We start from the raw sequence: 17,030 nt of genomic DNA, 5'->3' as shown, positions 1-17,030 counted from the left end.
GTTAAAGGGCGTTTCAGGGGCCCGCGCAACCCCAAAGGAACAGGGTCTGGCGCAGGCGCGGCCGGGCGCTGCCGCGGAACGCGGCTTGGGTCGTCGCCATCATGGCAATCCCTTAGGCCGCTTGCGCGTGGAGGCCGCGAACCGACCTCCGTTTGGGCAAGGCCGCTCCGGTCGGGACGATCATCCCCTCGGCGCCATCGAGAGCGCCGTCGGTAAATTCGATCGCCAGCAGGCGGTCGCGCTCGAACGGGCCGGGCAGCGACAGCTGGCCGGTCTTCTCGCCCGTGAAGCCGAAGCGGGCGTAATAGGGGGCGTCGCCGAGCAGGATCACGGCGGCATGCCCGCGCGCCCGGGCGGCGGCCAGCGCTTGATGCATCAGCGCGGCGCCGATCCCGAGCTCGCGGAAGGCAGGGTCCACCGCCAGCGGTCCGAGGACCAGAGCGGGCCTGCCTCCGGCGCTGACGTGCCACAGCCGCACGGTTCCCACGAGCGTCCCCTCGCGCACGGCCGACAGGGCAAGCCCAGCGGCGGGTGCGCGTCCGTCGCGCAGGCGCTGGCAGGTGCGGCCGTGGCGGTTCTCGCCAAAGCAGGCATCGAGCAGCGCTTCACGCACAGCGACGTCGGCAGCACGTTCCGCACGGATCGCGAACGGAGCGGCTTTCGAAGTGAGGGCGACTTGTGGCTTCCGAAAAGCAGTCATGGCGCGTCAGTCCCCGCTTGAACGGACGTGCCCGATAGGCACGCCTGTCCAAGACGTCGTCAGAATTGCAATGTCAGGAAGGGAGCCGGCGGACCGGCTCCCGGGTTCGTCAGGCCTCAAGAAGGAGGCTTATCAGATGTGGTACGTCTTGAGCGGCGGGATACCGTTGAACGCCACCGCCGAGTAAGTCGACGTATAGGCCCCGGTGCCCTCGATCAGCAGCTTGTCGCCGATCTCGAGCGTCACCGGAAGCGGATACGGGTTCTTCTCGTACAGCACGTCGGCGCTGTCGCAGGTCGGGCCCGCGAGCACGCACGGCGTCATGTCCGCGCCGTCATGCGGGGTGCGGATGGCGTAGCGGATCGACTCGTCCATGGTCTCGGCGAGACCGCCGAACTTGCCGATGTCGAGATAAACCCAGCGCACCTCGTCCTCGTCGCTCTTCTTCGAGATGAGCACGACCTCGGATTCGATGATGCCGGCGTTGCCCACCATGCCGCGGCCCGGCTCGATGATGGTCTCCGGAATCTGGTTGCCGAAGTGCTTGCGCAGTGCGCGGAAGATCGAACGGCCGTAGGTCACGACCGGCGGCACGTCCTTCAGGTACTTGGTCGGGAAGCCGCCGCCCATGTTGACCATGGTCAGGTTGATGCCGCGCTCGGCGCAGTCGCGGAACACCTGCGAGGCCATCGCCAGCGCACGGTCCCACGCCTTCACCTTGCGCTGCTGCGAGCCGACATGGAAGGAGATGCCACACGGCTCCAGGCCCAGGCGCTTGGCGACGTCGAGCACGTCGACGGCCATTTCCGGGTCGCAGCCGAACTTGCGCGACAGCGGCCACTCGGCGCCGGCGCAGTCATAGAGGATGCGGCAGAACACCTTGGCGCCGGGAGCGGCACGGGCGACCTTCTCGACCTCGGCGGCGCAGTCGACCGCGAACAGGCGAATGCCGAGCGCGAAGGCGCGCGCGATGTCGCGCTCCTTCTTGATCGTGTTGCCGAAGGAGATGCGGTCGGGCGTCGCACCGGCGGCCAGCGCCATCTCGATCTCGGCGACCGTCGCGGTGTCGAAGCAGGAGCCCATGGAGGCCAGCAGCGCCAGCACTTCCGGCGCCGGGTTCGCCTTGACGGCGTAGAACACGCGGCTGTCGGGCAGCGCCTTGGCGAAGGTCTGGTAATTGTCGCGCACGACCTCGAGGTCGACGACGAGGCACGGCTCGGTGTCGAGACCTTCCTTGCGGCGGTTGCGCAGGAATTCCTGGATACGTTCGGTCATGGCACTCTCCAACGGTCCCAGCGACGGGATCCGCATCAACGTGACGTCGGATAAGAGCGCTTCGGCCACATCGCGCGATGGAGGCGCGCTGAAGCCAAAAGACTCAAACCAGACTGTGCTGCCGTGGATTGGTTGGGAGAGTTTCCCGCCCGCACACCTGGCAATGAAGGACAAGCCTTTTCAGTAGCCCGCGCCGGCGGTGGAATGCCGGTAGAGACCAAAAAAGCCCGATCCGTCGTTGCTTTAAGTCGCGTCCCCCGTTGAGAGCGGGGTGCGCCGGTTCGCCTCCGGCTGCCAGTCACGGTTGCAAAAAGTGAAGTCACCTTCGACATGGCATCTCTTTGAGAGAGATGCTGGACGCTCCGGGTTTGCTTTCGTCTTCCGGCTATGAGCCTTCCGACTTCCGCACTTCCGAAGAGCCCCTCGGCTTCTTCACCCCTTGGCGGCTGTCCGGCCTCTTGTCCGGATACCTACCGACTGACACACGACCACAGGCACGTGCGAAATTGGGCAAGTCCGCACATAAGCGTTTTGACTCTGGTTCGCAAGAATTTTTTTAGGCTGAGAACAGAATTGCCTAACATCCGCTTGCGCTGTGTTGCGCGAGCGACGCGGAAGATGAACGCGCGTTAAGTTTTTACAGCGCGCGCGTCTCTCGCGCGCGAGGAAGCGTCAGCCGCGCTTGGTAAAGGGCTCGACGCGCTGAGCCGCGCGGATGAACGCGGTCATCACGAGCACGCCGAGTGCGAACAGCACGGCCTGAAGGATGTGCGCGCCCTGGTCGCCGAGCCCGAACAGGATCGCAAGCGCCCAGCCGCCGGCGAACGCGGCGCCGAACACTTCGGCGCCGATCAGAATGGCAGCGCTGATGACGGTGATGACGCTCGGCCAGACGATCTGACGGGAGGAGGAGGCAGGCGCGTTCATGAGCTCAGGAGTCCCTAGTCTTCGAGGGCCGCAATCTCCCCGAAAAGCCGGCCGGGAGCAAGGGCAAATGGCCCAAAAAAGCCCCATCGCGTGCTATAGCTGACCCCAACAAATCAGCTCAAAAACCGGGACTTGCGATGTCAGAACCCCGCCAAACCACGGACCTCGAGACCAACCCGCTGCTGAAGGCCTGGGTGACGCCGTTTGCGACGCCGCCCTTCGACGAGATCAAGCCCGAGCACTTCCTCCCGGCCTTCGAGCAGGCCTTCGCCGATCACTCCGCCGAGATCGCCGCGATCACCAACGATCCGGCGGCCGCCGACTTCGCCAACACCATCACGGCGCTGGAGCGCTCCGGCAAGCTCCTGAGCAAGGTCGCGGCCGTCTTCTACGACCTCGTCTCGGCGCATTCCAACCCGGCCATCCTGGAGATCGACAAGGAGGTCTCCTTGCGAATGGCGCGGCACTGGAATCCGATCATGATGAATGCCGTGCTGTTTGGTCGCATCGCCCATCTGCACGAGAACCGCACCAGGCTTGGCCTGACGCCTGAGCAGCTCCGCCTGCTGGAGCGCACCTACACCCGCTACCACCGCTCCGGCGCCGGCCTCTCCGAGGAGGCCAAGACGCGGATGGCGGAGATCAACGAGAGGCTCGCGCAGCTCGGCACCAGCTTCAGCCATCACCTGCTCGGCGATGAGCAGGAGTGGTTCATGGAGCTCGGGGAGGCCGACCGCCAGGGCCTGCCGGAGAGCTTCATCGCCGCCGCCAAGGCTGCGGCAGAAGAGCGCGGCATGGAAGGCAAGGCGATCGTGACGCTGTCGCGCTCCTCGACCGAGCCGTTCCTGAAGAGCTCGGCGAGGCGTGACCTGCGCGAGAAGGTCTACAAGGCCTTCACGGCGCGCGGCGACAACGGCAATGCCAACGACAACAATGGAACGATCGTCGAGATCCTGAAGCTGCGCGAGGAGAGCGCCAAGCTTTTGGGCTATCCGACCTTCGCCGCCTACCGGCTCGAGGATTCCATGGCCAAGACGCCCGACGCGGTGCGGGGCCTGCTCGAACGGGTCTGGAAGCCGGCGCGGGTGCGGGCGCTCGCCGACCGTGACGAGATGCAGGGCCTGATCACGGAGGAGGGCGGCAATTTCAAGCTCGCGCCCTGGGACTGGCGCTTCTATGCCGAGAAGCTCCGCCTCCAGCGCGCCAATTTCGACGATTCCGCGATCAAGCCGTATCTCACGCTCGATCACATGATCGCCGCCGCCTTCGACTGTGCCACGCGCCTGTTCGGCATCACCTTCGAGGAGCGCAAGGATGTGCCGGCCTGGCACCCCGACGTCCGGGTCTGGGAGGTGAAGGGGCCGGACGGCAAGCACAAGGCGCTGTTCTACGGCGACTACTACGCCCGGCCGTCGAAGCGCTCCGGCGCCTGGATGACCTCGCTGCGCGACCAGCAGAAGCTCGACGGCGATATCGCGCCGCTCGTTATCAATGTCTGCAACTTCGCCAGGGGAGCCGGCGGCGAGCCCTCGCTGCTGTCGCCCGACGATGCCCGCACCCTGTTCCACGAGTTCGGCCACGGCCTGCACGGCATGCTCTCCAACGTGACCTATCCGTCGCTGTCGGGCACCTCCGTGTTCACCGACTTCGTCGAGCTGCCCTCCCAGCTCTACGAGCACTGGCAGGAGCGGCCCGAGGTGCTCCAGCAGTTCGCCCGCCACTACCAGACCGGCGAGCCGCTGCCGGACGATTTGCTCCAGCGCTTCCTTGCCGCGCGAAAATTCAACCAGGGCTTTGCCACGGTCGAGTTCGTCTCCTCCGCGCTGGTCGACTTGGAATTCCATACCCAGCCGGCCGAGGCCGCCAGCGACGTGCGCGCCTTCGAGAAGAAGGAGCTTGAGAAGATCGGCATGCCCGAGGAGATCTCGCTGCGCCACCGGCCCACCCAGTTCGGCCACATCTTCTCCGGCGATCACTATGCCGCCGGCTATTACAGCTACATGTGGTCCGAGGTGATGGACGCCGACGCCTTCGGTGCCTTCGAGGAGGCCGGCAACATCTTCGATCCGGCCGTGGCAAAACGCCTGCACGACGACATCTACTCCTCGGGCGGGTCGGTCGATCCGGAGGCCGCCTACGAGGCGTTCCGCGGCCGTCCGCCGGAGCCGGATGCGCTGCTGCGCCGGCGCGGCCTGCTCGACGACGCCAAGGCGGCCTGATGGGCATGCGCGCCCTGTTCGGTCTGTTGCTCGCCGCCGGCCTCACGCTCGCGGCCGGGGCGGCACGCGCGCATCCGCATGTCTGGATCACCGCGACCAGCGAATTGCTGTACGCCGCCGACGGCACTGTCACCGGCGTCCGCCATGCCTGGACGTTCGATGACATGTTCTCGGCCTATGCGGTGCAGGGGCTCGAGAGCAAGACCAAGGGCGCCTATACCCGCGAGGAGCTGGGCCCGCTGGCGCAGACCAATGTCGAGTCGCTGAAGGAATACGCCTACTTCACCTTCGCGCGAGCGGACGGCAAGAAGGAGCGATTCCTGGAGCCGATCGACTACTTCCTCGACTACAAGGATACGGTGTTGACCCTGCACTTCACCTTGCCGCTGAAGAACCCGGTCAAGCCCAAGCAACTGGTGCTCGAAGTGTTCGACCGCTCCTTCTTCATCGACTTCCAGATGGCCAAGGACAATCCGGTCAAGCTGGTCGGCGCGCCCGCCGGCTGCCAGATGAAGCTGGATCGGCCCAGCGACGGCTCCGCCACGGCGCAGAAGCTGAACGAGCAGACCTTCCTGAACGGCGAGAACTCGAATTTCGGCATGATGTTCGCCAACAAGATCACGGTGGATTGCCCTTGAAGCCGCAACTCTCCCCAGTCGTGCGTGGGCTGCTTGCCTGCGCTGCTGTTGTCGTGGTCGTGAGCGTGGTGGATGCCGCGCTTCACGATCTCCTCGCGCAAAATCCGTTCGGCGCGCCGCGCCCGGCGCAGGCAGCGGAGCCCGAGGCCAGCGGCGTTATCGGCTGGCTCCTGGCAAAGCAGTCGGAATTCTATCGGCAGATGTCGTCGACCATCCGTGCCGCCAAGTCGGACGGCTCGGCGGTGTGGACGCTGCTCTTCATCTCCTTTGCCTACGGCATCTTCCATGCCGCCGGTCCCGGCCATGGCAAGGCGGTGATCGCCTCCTATCTCGTCGCCAACCGCGAGACCGCCCGGCGCGGCATCGCGCTGTCGTTTGCCTCGGCGCTGATGCAGGCGCTGGTCGCGATCATGATCGTCGGCATCTCGGCCTGGGTGCTGAACGCCACTGCGAAAACCATGTGCAAGGCGGAAGGCGCGATCGAGATCGCGAGCTACGCCTTGATCGCGCTGTTCGGCCTGCGCCTGGTCTGGGTCAAGGGCCGCACTTTCATCCGTGCGCTGCAGGCGGCCCAGCCGGTGCCGGCGATCGCCGGCGTGCCGCATGACCATCATGATCACGGCCATCACCATCATCGGGATGCGCATGATCATCACGACCATGATCACCATCACCACGATCACGCGCATGCCCATCACCACCACGGGCACGACCATGTCCATGACGAGCATTGTGGCCATTCCCACGGCCCCACCCCGAGCGAGCTCGCCGGTCCCGGCGGCTGGCGGCGCGGTTTTGCTGCGATCCTGACCGTTGGCATCCGGCCCTGCTCGGGTGCGATCCTGGTGCTGGTATTCGCGCTCGCGCAGGGCCTGTTCTGGGCCGGCATCGCCGCCACCTTGCTGATGGGGCTCGGCACCGCGATCACGGTCGCGGCCATCGCCGTCGTCGCCGTCTCCGCCAAGGACATCGCGGCCCGCCTCAGCGCCGGGCGCGACGGTGGCGGCGCCCTCTTCATGCGCGGCATCGAGTTCGGTGCTGCCGCCCTCGTGCTCCTGTTCGGCGCGGGCCTGTTGCTTGGCTACATTGCCGCCGAACGGACGACGTGTTTTTGAGCGGGAGCTATGTAGCCCGGATTACGCTTCGCTCCATCCGGGCTGCGGTCTCATAGGCTCACACCGGCAGAAACCGCTTCAGCGCCGGCATGAAGAAGATCCCGAGATTGATCGCAAAACCGATGCTCCAGAGGATCGAGCGCAGCGTCGGGCGGTTGCCGAGATAGGTCAGCACGTAGGCGATCCGCACGATCAGGAACAGCACGGCGAGCTCGTCGATCAGCCGCTGCGGCGAATCCCGGAATTCGGCGAGCAGCACCGCGAAGGCGAAGAACGGAAAGGTCTCGATGCCGTTCTGGTGGGCGCCGAGCGCGCGCTGCGCCAGCGCGTCCTCGTAGAAGGTGGGGTCGCGCGGCCGGGAATTGTCGAACGTGCGAAACCGTGTCCATTTGATCGAGACGATCGTCGCCAGATAAAGCAGCAGCGCTCCAAATACGCAGAATTCCGCGAGTGTCATCAGCCCCTCCCCGCTTGGGGGCGACCCTAGCGAAATCCGCCTCATCTTGACAAGTTCGGAGCAACGCGCGACGCAACGGTGCCATGACGATGTCAGCCCCCATCGAGACAACGAAGCCGACCGTTCAGTCCAGCCCGAAGCAGGTCGGCGTGCTCCTGGTCAATCTCGGCACGCCCGATACGGCCGATGCGCCCGGCGTGCGGGTCTATCTCAAGGAGTTCCTCTCGGACGCCCGCGTCATCGAGGACCAGGGGCTGGTCTGGCAGCTCGTGCTCAACGGCATCATCCTGCGCAGCCGTCCGCGCACCAAGGCGCTCGACTACCGGAAGATCTGGAACAACGAGCGGAACGAGTCGCCGCTGAAGACCATCACGCGCTCGCAAGCCGACAAGCTTGCGGCCGCACTGTCTGACCGCGACCATGTCGTGGTGGACTGGGCGATGCGCTACGGCAATCCCTCGATCAAGTCGGGCATCGACGCGCTGATCGCCAAAGGCTGCGACCGCATCCTCGCGGTGCCGCTCTATCCGCAATATTCCGCCCCGACCTCGGCGACCGTCTGCGACGAAGTGTTCCGCGTGCTTGCCCGTTTGCGCAACCAGCCGACGCTGCGGGTGACGCCGCCTTATTATCAGGACGAGGCCTATATCGAGGCGCTCGCGATCTCGATCGAGACCCATCTGGCGACGCTGCCGTTCAAGCCGGAGTTGATCGTCGCCTCCTTCCACGGCATGCCGAAATCCTATGTCGACAAGGGCGATCCCTATCAGGAGCAGTGCGTCGCCACGACCGAGGCGCTGCGCCGCCGGCTCGGCATGGATGAGACAAAGCTGCTGCTGACCTTCCAGTCGCGCTTCGGCAATGACGAGTGGCTGCAGCCCTACACCGACAAGACCATGGAGCGGCTGGCGAAAGAAGGCGTGCGCCGGATCGCGGTGGTGACGCCGGGCTTTTCCGCCGATTGCCTCGAGACGCTGGAGGAGATCGCGCAGGAGAACGCCGAGATCTTCAAGCATAATGGCGGCGAGCAGTTTTCCGCGATCCCCTGTCTCAACGACAGCGATCCCGGCATGGACGTGATCCGCATGCTGGTGCGGCGCGAGCTTCAGGGCTGGATCTGATGGTGTCTCCCATGAACCGCCGCGAATGCCTGGCGCTTCTTGGGACGATCGCCCCATTGCCCGCCTCGGTGCTGGCGCAGCAGCCGAACGCGACGCGGCGGCTCGGCGTGCTCTCGGTCACCGCCGCGGATGACGCGATCGGGCAGGCCCGCAGCACGATCCTGGTCGAGGCGCTCGCCCTCCATGGCTGGAAGGAGCACGACAATCTCAGGATCGATTGGCGCAGCGGCGCCGGCGACCGGGCACGCATCGCGCGGCTCGCCGACGAGCTCGTGGCGCTCAAGCCGGACATCCTGCTCGCGGTCGGAACGCCTTCGGTCGAGGAGCTGCGCCGGCGCACCACGACGATCCCGATCGTGTTCGCCGTCGTCACCGATCCCGTCAGTCAGGGCTTTGTCAAAAACCTCGCCCATCCCGGCGGCAACATCACCGGCTTCACCGATTATGACGGCCCGCTCGCCGGCAAATGGCTGGAGATGCTGACGCAGGTCACGCCAAAAGTGTCCCGCGTCTTCGTCGTCTACAATCCCGCCACCGCGCCGTTCGCGCCCCTGATGCTGCGCACGATCGAGGACGCCGCACGGTCGCTTCATGTGACGGTCGAAGCCGCGCCGGTTCATGACGCCGCCTCGATCGCCGCGCTGGCGTCGCGGAAAGATTGCGGCCTCCTGATCCTGCCGGACTTCTTCACAATGGCCAATCGTGCGCATCTCCTGGCCGCGATCGGTGAAGCCCGCGTGCCCGCGGTGTTCTGGAGCCGCACCTTCGTCGACGAGGGCGGGTTGATGTCCTACAGCACGGACAGCGCCGAGCAGGTCCGCCGCGCCGCCTCCTACATCGATCGCATCCTGAAGGGAGCGCAGGCGGCCGACCTTCCGGTCCAGAATCCCACCAAGTTCGAGCTGGCGATCAACCTGAAGACGGCGAGGGCGATCGGCGCCACGCTTTCCTCGAGCCTGCTCGCGATCGCGAACGAAGTCATCGAGTAGGCCTCCCGCTAGGTCTCCGTTTGATGGCTTTCAAGAGCGTCCTGCAAATACTTAATCGTGACCGTTCCCTCTCCGTGCGTCTTGTGCACAATCGTGCCCATGCCGACGTTGAGTCGTGACCGCTGAACCGTTGAGGTCATGACCCCGACCAATGACAGCGCGGGAAAGGGCCTTTTCCCGCCTTGGAGGAGATATGAGCGGTTTCGACATTTTCGCGATTGTCCTGGTCTTGCTCGTCATCGTCACGCTGGTTGCCGGCGTGAAGACGGTGCCGCAGGGCTATGACTGGACCATCGAGCGGTTCGGCAAATACACCCAGACCCTGAGCCCCGGGCTCAATCTGATCGTGCCCTATTTCGATCGCGTCGGGCGCAAGATCAACATGATGGAGCAGGTGATCGACATCCCCGAGCAGGAGGTCATCACCAAGGACAACGCGACCGTGACGGTGGACGGCGTCGCCTTCTATCAGGTGTTCGATGCCGCGAAGGCGAGCTACGAGGTTGCCAACCTCAACCAGGCGATCACGGTGCTGACCATGACCAACATCCGCTCGGTGATGGGCTCGATGGATCTCGACCAGGTGCTGTCGCACCGCGACGAGATCAACGAGCGCCTGCTCCGCGTCGTCGACGCCGCGGTCTCGCCCTGGGGCGTCAAGGTCAACCGCATCGAGATCAAGGATATCGTGCCGCCCGCCGACCTCGTCGAAGCCATGGGCCGGCAGATGAAGGCCGAGCGCGTCAAGCGCGCCGACATTCTGGCCGCCGAAGGCCAGCGCCAGTCGGAAATCCTGCGCGCCGAGGGCGCCAAGCAGGGGCAGATCCTCCAGGCGGAAGGCCGCCGCGAGGCCGCCTTCCGAGACGCCGAGGCGCGCGAGCGTCTCGCCGAAGCCGAGGCCAAGGCGACGCTGGCGGTGTCGGAAGCCATCGGCAAGGGCGACGTCGCCGCGTTGAACTATTTCATCGCCGACAAATATATCAAGGCGTTCGGCCAGTTCGCCGAAGCGCCGAACCAGAAGATCATCATGCTGCCGATGGAAGCCACCAGCATGCTCGGCTCGCTCGCCGGTATCGGCGAGATCGCGAAAGCAACGTTCGGCGAAAGCGCGGCATCCGCGGCCGCCGCCGCGCGCCGCCCCGGTTCAGTGCCACCGACTGGCAGCACGCCGCCGGCGGTGCCGCCGCGGCAGGGATAGGATCCGCGCATGCCCTTCCGAAAGGGCATGCGCCAAATTTTGAGGTCGTGTCATGACCGACATGTTCGTATCGCTCGGCACCTGGAACTGGCTGATCTTCGGCTTCATCCTGATGGCGCTGGAGGTGCTGGCGCCGGGCATCTTCCTGTTCTGGCTCGGGCTCGCAGCACTGCTCGTCGGCCTGATCTCGTTCACCGTCGCCATCTCCTGGCAGATCCAGCTCGTGATGTTCGCGGTGTTCGCCGCCGCCGCCGTACCGGTGTGGCGCCGCCTTGCCCGCCCGAAGCTGGATGCCAGCGCCAGCCCCTTCCTCAACAAGCGTACCGAGGCGCTGCTCGGCCGCGAGTTCACGCTGGAGAAGCCGATCATCGATGGCAGCGGCACGGTGCGCATCGGCGATACGGTATGGCGCGTGGCCGGGCCCGATACGCCGGCAGGGACGAAGGTGAAGGTGGTGCAGGTGGACGGTGCCAATCTGACGGTGGCGGCGGCGTAGCCGCTCTTACCCTCCCCTGGAGGGGGAGGGTCGATCGCGCGCAGCGCGAGCGGGGTGGGGTGATCTCTCCACTCGGGCGCTGTTGGATGTGGAGAGACTTTCACCCCACCCCGTCTCACATTTCGCTACGCTCAATGTGAGCCGACCCTCCCCCTCCAGGGGAGGGTAAGCAAGAGCTCATCTCTTCCACCTCTCCGCAAACCGGTGCAGCGGCATGAACGTCTCGCACAATTCCCGTCCGAGCGCTGTCAGCCCGTAACCGCCGCCGTCACCCAGCTCCACGAACCCGGCCTCGCGCAACTCCGTCAGCCGGGCCTGGAGCACCGTCGGCGAAGCCTCGTCGCAGGCGGCGCGCAGCGCGCGGGAGGTGAGAGGAGCCTCGCGCAACTCCCACAAGATCCGCAGGCTCCAGCGCCGGCCGAGCAAATCGAGCAGCGCCATGATCGGCCGCCCGGTACGCGATCCCCGGATGGTCCCTGATGCTGCTGCCTGCTTCGCCATCGTCACCCTCTTGCGTCTTGCTACAGATAATGTAGCGTATTGCTACGATAAATGTAGCAATGGAGACGTCCCGTGTCCCAGGCCATGCCGCGCATCGTCCCGCTCGCGCCGCCTTATCCCCCGGAGATCCAGCAACAATTCGACCGCATCATGCGCGGCGCGCCGCCGCTGGTGCTGTTCCGGGTGATGGCGGGGCACGGTCGCGCCTGGGACAAGTTTCGCGCCGGCGGGCTGCTTGATCCGGGTCCACTCTCCCTGCGCCAGCGCGAGATCGTCATCGACCGCACCTGCGCGCTGACCCGATGCGAATATGAATGGGGCGTGCATGTCGCGGTCTTTGCCGGGCCTGCGAAACTCACCGATGAGGAGGTGCACGCGACCGTGCGGGGCGATGCGACGTCACCATGCTGGTCGCCGGCGGAGCAGGCGTTGATCGCGGCGGTAGACGCGCTGCACACCCGCGCGACGCTCGATGATGCCGAGTTCGCCGCGCTGTCGGCGCATTACGACGAGGCCCAGATCCTGGAGATCATGCTGCTGTGCGGCTTCTACCGCACGGTGTCGTATCTGGCGAACGGGCTGCGGCTGCCGCTGGAGGAGAAGGCGGCAAGATTTCCGGCGTAGCTCTCAATTCCTCAGGGTGAGGGTCTTCTGGATTGCTTCGCGGCGCCCGCAATGACGGCGCGGAGAGTGCCCTACGCCACACCCGCCCGCAGCAAATCGTGCAGATGCACGATGCCGACCACCTTGTCCGCCTCGGTCACCACCAGCGTCGTGATCTTGCTCGTGTTCAGCACCTCGATCATCTCGGTGGCGAGCATCGAGGGCGGCACGGTCTTCGGCTGCTTCGTCATGATGTCGTCGACCGACGCCGTCAGAAGATCCGGCCGCATGTGGCGGCGCAGATCGCCGTCGGTGATGATGCCTGCGACCCCGCCGGCATCATCGACGATGCAGACGCAGCCCAGCCCCTTCGCGGACATTTCCATCACTGCGTCCGACATCTTGGTGCCGAGCGGCTTGAGCGGGATTTCCGCGCCGGTGCGCATGTAGTCGCGGACGAATTTCAGCATCGCGCCCAGCTTGCCGCCGGGATGGAAATGCGCGAACTCCAGCGCGGTGAAGCCGCGGCCCTCGAGCAGGGCGATCGCGATGGCATCGCCGATCGCGACCTGCATCATGGTCGAGGTGGTCGGCGCCAGATTGTGCGGGCAGGCCTCGCGCGCCTTCGGCAGCTCGATCACGATGTCGGCGGCTTGTCCCAGCGAGGACGAAGCGTTCGACGTCACCGCGATCATCGGGATCGCGAACCGCGCCGAATAGTTCACCAGCGTCTTCATCTCCGGCTGCTCGCCGGACCAGGACAGCGCCATGATGACGTCGTCGGTCGTGATCATGCCGAGGTCGCCATGGGCGGCTTCCGCGGTGTGGACGAAGAAGGCGGGGGTGCCGGTGGAGGCCAGCGTCGCCGCGATCTTGCGCGCCATGTGGCCGGACTTGCCGAGACCGGTGACGATGACGCGGCCCTTGGCGTTGCGGATCAGGTCGACCGCCTTGGCAAACGTCGCGCCCAGCGGGCCGCGCAGCGCGGCGGCGAGCGCGTTGATGCCGCCGCTCTCCGTCTCCAGCGTGCGGAGCGCGGATTCGACGCTTGTCGTGATGGGGCCGGATGATGGGGTCATCAGCGGTTTCGAGCTCGGCATGTTCAGGTCCAGGGAAGGGGGCATTCGCCCGTTGGCGCCTGCTTAGCATGCCCGGGCTGGTGAGGCGACGAGGCCCCAAAAGCCCTCAACCGGTCATTAACCATAATTGTTTTAACTCCATTAACGATGGTTCCCGCCACCCGGCGGAGGTCGTCGTGAAAGTGTTTGATTTCGTTGAGGTAATTCCATCGTGGGGTCGTCTCCAGGCACGGGCCGGAGCAAGCGCGGGCATTTCCTGCGCGCGGCTTTGCCGTGCCTTGTGCCGTGCCTTGCGCTGACCGGCCTCGGGAGCGCCCCGGTAGCCGCACAGAGCCTCACGCCCGACCTCTTCAATCCCAACCGCGGCGGCTTTGCCGCGCCCGATACGCTGCCGACGCGCCGCACGGCGGGCGTGCCGCAGGCGCCGTCGGACGCGCTGCCGGCGCTGCCCGATCCAAACGCCGATCCGCGCGGGCGCCAGCCGGCGCCGGCCACCTCGCGCACCGGTCAAACCCCGGCCAATCAGGTCCCGACCTATGGCCTGCCCGCCGCCAACGGCGCGAGCAGCTCCGGCTACGACTCGCTGAACCGCAAGCGGCAGCAACCAAAGCTCTATCCCGGTCAGCCGAAGCCGAAGCGCGCTGCGGGGCCGGGCTCGCCAGTGCCGTCGGCAAAGCCGCCGGTGTCCACGCTCGGCCTGCCCAAGATCGCGCCGCCGCCATCCGAGACCGCGAACAGGGCGCCGGTGCCGGCGGCGATGGCGGGCACCGTGCCGGGCCAGCCGCAGCGCCGCCGCCTCAAGGCCGACGACGATGCGTTCGGCGCCGTCGGCGACTATGCCGGCAGTTTCCTGATCAAGGGCGGGCTCGAGCTCTCCACCGGCTACGACACCAATCCCGCGCGTCTCAACAAGCCGGTCGGCTCGCCCGTCTATGTCGTCGCGCCCGATCTTCTCGTGGCGTCCGACTGGGAGCGCCACGCGCTGGTCGCCGATCTGCGCGGCTCGTTCTCCGGCTACACCAACAACATGCCGGCGACGATCGACGGCTTTGCCTCGCCGTCGCCGGTCGAGATCGACCGCCCCGATTTCACCGGCCATGTCGACGGCCGCCTCGACGTCGACCGCGACTTCAAGCTGACCTCGCAGCTCCGCCTGCGGCTCGCCACCGACAATCCCGGCAGCCCGAACGTGCAGGCCGGCCTGCAGAAATATCCAATCTACGCCGCCTACGGCACCACGCTCGGCTTCGACCAGACCTTCAACCGTTTCCAGGTCGCGGCCGGCGTGACTGTAGATCGCACCGCCTACACGAACTCCAAGCTCACTGACGGTACGATTTCGAGCAACGACGATCGCGACTTCAACCAGTACGGCGGTGTGGGACGTTTCTCCTACGACCTCAAGCCGGGGCTGAAGCCGTTCGTCGAGATCGAAGGCGACAGCCGCGTGCACGACCAGCCCGCGGACCGCAACGGCTATTTCCGCGATTCATCGGGTGGCTATGCCAAGGTCGGCTCGACGTTCGAGTTCACGCGCATCCTCGTTGGCGAAATCTCGGTCGGCTATACCGCGCGCAACTACGTCGACCCGCGCCTCAGCCAGCTCGCGGGCTTCCTGACCGCGGGCTCGCTGATCTGGAATGCGAGTGGCCTGACCACCGTGAAATTCTTCACCGACACGCAGATCGCCGAGTCCACGGTCCCCGGCTCCTCCGGCGTGCTGGTGCACACCTACGCCGCCGAAGTCGATCACGACTTCCGCCGCTGGCTCACCGCGGTCGGCAGGTTCACCTACGGCACCTACGACTACCAAAACCAGAATCGCAACGACAAGACCTACTCGCTCGAAGGCAATCTGATCTACAAGCTCAACCGCAACATCTGGATCAAGGGCACGCTGCGCCACGACATCCTGAATTCGAACGTGGCGGGGTCCAGCTCGCAGGGGACGGTGGTGATGGTCGGGGTGAGGCTGCAGAATTGAGGGAGCGGATCGCGTTCGAGCGAATGCGGTTTAGCGGCGCCCTTGCCACTCACTCCGCTGTCATGCCCCGGCTTGACCGGGGCATCCAGTACGCCGCGGCCCATCGTTTCAATCACAAACGTCTCTGGAATACTGGATCGCCCGGTCAAGCCGGGCGATGACACCGCTTGTTAGTCCGGCAGCGGAGCAAAAAACTCAGCGCGGCAGATCCGTCTTCCCCATCAGGAACGTATCGATTGACCGGGCACACAGCCGCCCCTCGCGGATGGCCCAGACCACCAGCGACTGGCCGCGGCGCATGTCGCCGGCGGTGAACACGTTCGGGCGCGAGGTCTGATAGTCCAGCGTGTTGGCCTTGACGTTGCCGCGGGGGTCGAGGTCGACCGACAGCAGCTTCAAGAGGCCCTCGTGCACGGGGTGCACAAAACCCATCGCGAGCAGGACGAGTTCGGCATCCAGCTCGAACTCGGTGCCGGCAATCGGCTTGAACTTGTCGTCGACGCGGACGCAGTGCAGCTTCTTGACCTTGCCGTTCTCGCCGGTGAACTTTTGCGTCAGCACAGCGAATTCGCGGATCGCGCCTTCGGCCTGGCTCGAGGACGTGCGCATCTTCAGCGGCCAGTTCGGCCAGGTCAGGCCCTTGTTCTCGCGCTCGGGCGGGGCGGGCATGATCTCAAGCTGGGTCACCGAGAGCGCGCCCTGGCGCAGCGAGGTGCCGATGCAGTCGGAGCCGGTGTCGCCGCCGCCGATGACGACGACATGCTTGCCGCCCGCCAAGATTTCCTCGACGCCGTTCAGGGGCTCGCTGGAGACGCGGCGGTTCTGCTGCGGCAGGAAGTCCATCGCGTAGTGGATGCCAACGAGGTCGCGGCCGGGGATCGGCAGGTCGCGCGGGGCTTCCGCGCCGCCGGTCAGCGCCACGGCGTCGTAGTCGTTGAGCATCTCACGCGGATCGACATTGCCCTCAGCGCCGACATGGCTGTTGTAGTGGAAGGTGACGCCTTCGCCTTCCATCTGCTTGACGCGGCGGTCGATGACGCCCTTTTCCATCTTGAAGTCCGGAATGCCGTAGCGCAGCAGGCCGCCGGCCTTGGCGAACTTCTCGAACAGGTGCACATCGTGGCCGGCGCGCGCGAGCTGCTGCGCGCAAGCCATGCCGGCCGGACCCGAGCCGATCACCGCGACCTTCTTGCCGGTCTTGACGGCGGCGACCTCAGGCTTCAGCCAGCCATTGTCCCAGGCGCGGTCGACGATGGCGCATTCGATGGTCTTGATGGTGACGGGGTTGTCGTCGATGTTGAGCGTGCAGGAGGCTTCACACGGCGCCGGGCAGATGCGGCCGGTGAACTCCGGGAAATTGTTGGTCGAGTGCAGGTTGCGCGAGGCCTCTTCCCAGTTGCCCTGATAGACGAGGTCGTTGAAGTCGGGGATCTGGTTGTTGACCGGGCAGCCGGGCGTGCCGGGCGCCACCGAGCCGGTGCCGTGGCAATAGGGGATGCCGCAGTTCATGCAGCGCGCGGCCTGGTCGCGCGTTTCCTTCTCGGTCAAGGGAACGACGAACTCGCCAAAATGCTTCACGCGCTCGGCGACCGGGGTGTACTTGCGGTCATGCCGTTCGATTTCGAGAAAACCCGTGATCTTGCCCATTAAACCCGAAGTCCCTGCCGCTTAGTTCGTCTGCTCTCTAGCTAGACCCTCATCCTGAGGAGCGCGGAACGCGCGTCTCGA

17 protein-coding genes are annotated in these 17,030 nt (G+C 65.7%); 10 read left to right on the top strand and 7 right to left on the bottom strand.

Annotated features, from left to right (window positions below):
* Positions 1-112 precede the first annotated feature (112 nt).
* Both NLM15_RS40120 and NLM15_RS40115 read right to left on the bottom strand, forming a co-directional pair.
* Positions 113-700 carry a GNAT family N-acetyltransferase gene (locus NLM15_RS40120; RefSeq protein ID WP_254123467.1) on the bottom strand — a complete coding sequence of 196 codons (588 nt, stop codon included), beginning with the start codon at positions 698-700 and terminating at the stop codon, positions 113-115.
* Between the two features lie 132 nt (positions 701-832).
* On the bottom strand, positions 833-1,975 hold the full coding sequence (locus NLM15_RS40115) for a type III PLP-dependent enzyme (protein WP_254123466.1): 1,143 nt from the start codon (positions 1,973-1,975) through the stop codon (positions 833-835).
* On the opposite strand from NLM15_RS40115, the gene NLM15_RS40110 reads away from it, so the two are divergent.
* Positions 1,974-2,162, top strand: coding sequence for a hypothetical protein (locus NLM15_RS40110; RefSeq protein ID WP_164935684.1), 189 nt, complete (start codon positions 1,974-1,976; stop codon positions 2,160-2,162). The two genes, NLM15_RS40115 and NLM15_RS40110, sit on opposite strands and share 2 nt — an antisense overlap.
* Positions 2,163-2,647: 485 nt before the next feature.
* Here NLM15_RS40110 and NLM15_RS40105 read toward each other — a convergent pair whose 3' ends face one another.
* A complete protein-coding gene (locus NLM15_RS40105; protein ID WP_254123465.1) occupies positions 2,648-2,902 on the bottom strand; it encodes a hypothetical protein in 255 nt (84 codons plus the stop codon).
* 137 nt (positions 2,903-3,039) lie between these two features.
* Between NLM15_RS40105 and NLM15_RS40100 the strand changes: the two genes are divergently transcribed.
* Genes NLM15_RS40100 through NLM15_RS40090 form a run of 3 tightly spaced genes read left to right on the top strand, consistent with a single transcriptional unit; the run spans position 3,040 to position 6,874 of the window.
* A complete protein-coding gene (locus NLM15_RS40100; protein ID WP_254123464.1) occupies positions 3,040-5,121 on the top strand; it encodes a M3 family metallopeptidase in 2,082 nt (693 codons plus the stop codon).
* Positions 5,121-5,759: a DUF1007 family protein gene (locus NLM15_RS40095; RefSeq protein ID WP_254123463.1), complete on the top strand. Its 639-nt coding sequence runs from the start codon at positions 5,121-5,123 to the stop codon at positions 5,757-5,759. Before NLM15_RS40100 ends, NLM15_RS40095 begins: the two co-directional genes overlap by 1 nt.
* Positions 5,756-6,874, top strand: a complete 1,119-nt coding sequence (locus NLM15_RS40090; RefSeq protein WP_254123462.1) for a nickel/cobalt transporter — start codon at positions 5,756-5,758, stop codon at positions 6,872-6,874. The genes NLM15_RS40095 and NLM15_RS40090 overlap by 4 nt, the downstream gene beginning before the upstream one ends.
* A gap of 58 nt (positions 6,875-6,932) precedes the next feature.
* On the opposite strand, the gene NLM15_RS40085 is transcribed toward NLM15_RS40090, so the two are convergent.
* Positions 6,933-7,331, bottom strand: coding sequence for an MAPEG family protein (locus NLM15_RS40085; RefSeq protein WP_254123461.1), 399 nt, complete (start codon positions 7,329-7,331; stop codon positions 6,933-6,935).
* An 83-nt stretch (positions 7,332-7,414) separates the two neighbouring features.
* Here NLM15_RS40085 and hemH point away from each other — a divergent pair, with 83 nt between their 5' ends.
* The 4 genes from hemH (at position 7,415) to NLM15_RS40065 (ending at position 11,135) form a co-directional block, all read left to right on the top strand.
* A complete protein-coding gene (gene hemH, locus NLM15_RS40080; RefSeq protein ID WP_254123460.1) occupies positions 7,415-8,452 on the top strand; it encodes a ferrochelatase in 1,038 nt (345 codons plus the stop codon).
* Positions 8,453-8,463: 11 nt separating this feature from the next.
* Positions 8,464-9,441, top strand: a complete 978-nt coding sequence (locus NLM15_RS40075; RefSeq protein ID WP_254123459.1) for an ABC transporter substrate-binding protein — start codon at positions 8,464-8,466, stop codon at positions 9,439-9,441.
* 193 nt (positions 9,442-9,634) lie between these two features.
* Positions 9,635-10,639, top strand: a complete 1,005-nt coding sequence (locus NLM15_RS40070) for an SPFH domain-containing protein (protein WP_254123458.1) — start codon at positions 9,635-9,637, stop codon at positions 10,637-10,639.
* 52 nt (positions 10,640-10,691) lie between these two features.
* Positions 10,692-11,135 carry an NfeD family protein gene (locus NLM15_RS40065; protein WP_254123457.1) on the top strand — a complete coding sequence of 148 codons (444 nt, stop codon included), beginning with the start codon at positions 10,692-10,694 and terminating at the stop codon, positions 11,133-11,135.
* Positions 11,136-11,312: 177 nt separating this feature from the next.
* On the opposite strand, the gene NLM15_RS40060 is transcribed toward NLM15_RS40065, so the two are convergent.
* A complete protein-coding gene (locus tag NLM15_RS40060; protein WP_254123456.1) occupies positions 11,313-11,636 on the bottom strand; it encodes a helix-turn-helix domain-containing protein in 324 nt (107 codons plus the stop codon).
* 72 nt (positions 11,637-11,708) lie between these two features.
* On the opposite strand from NLM15_RS40060, the gene NLM15_RS40055 reads away from it, so the two are divergent.
* Positions 11,709-12,260: a carboxymuconolactone decarboxylase family protein gene (locus NLM15_RS40055; protein WP_254123455.1), complete on the top strand. Its 552-nt coding sequence runs from the start codon at positions 11,709-11,711 to the stop codon at positions 12,258-12,260.
* 71 nt (positions 12,261-12,331) lie between these two features.
* Here NLM15_RS40055 and NLM15_RS40050 read toward each other — a convergent pair whose 3' ends face one another.
* Positions 12,332-13,339: an SIS domain-containing protein gene (locus NLM15_RS40050; RefSeq protein ID WP_254123454.1), complete on the bottom strand. Its 1,008-nt coding sequence runs from the start codon at positions 13,337-13,339 to the stop codon at positions 12,332-12,334.
* Positions 13,340-13,529: 190 nt separating this feature from the next.
* Between NLM15_RS40050 and NLM15_RS40045 the strand changes: the two genes are divergently transcribed.
* Positions 13,530-15,302 carry an outer membrane beta-barrel protein gene (locus NLM15_RS40045; protein WP_254123453.1) on the top strand — a complete coding sequence of 591 codons (1,773 nt, stop codon included), beginning with the start codon at positions 13,530-13,532 and terminating at the stop codon, positions 15,300-15,302.
* A gap of 195 nt (positions 15,303-15,497) precedes the next feature.
* On the opposite strand, the gene NLM15_RS40040 is transcribed toward NLM15_RS40045, so the two are convergent.
* A complete protein-coding gene (locus tag NLM15_RS40040) occupies positions 15,498-16,949 on the bottom strand; it encodes a glutamate synthase subunit beta (protein ID WP_254123452.1) in 1,452 nt (483 codons plus the stop codon).
* Positions 16,950-17,030: the final 81 nt, after the last annotated feature.

The sequence above is a fragment of the Bradyrhizobium sp. CCGB20 genome (genome assembly GCF_024199855.1).
Lineage (GTDB): Bacteria > Pseudomonadota > Alphaproteobacteria > Rhizobiales > Xanthobacteraceae > Bradyrhizobium.
Note: the sequence above shows the minus strand (reverse complement) of the source record. Positions and strands in the feature narration are given on the sequence as shown.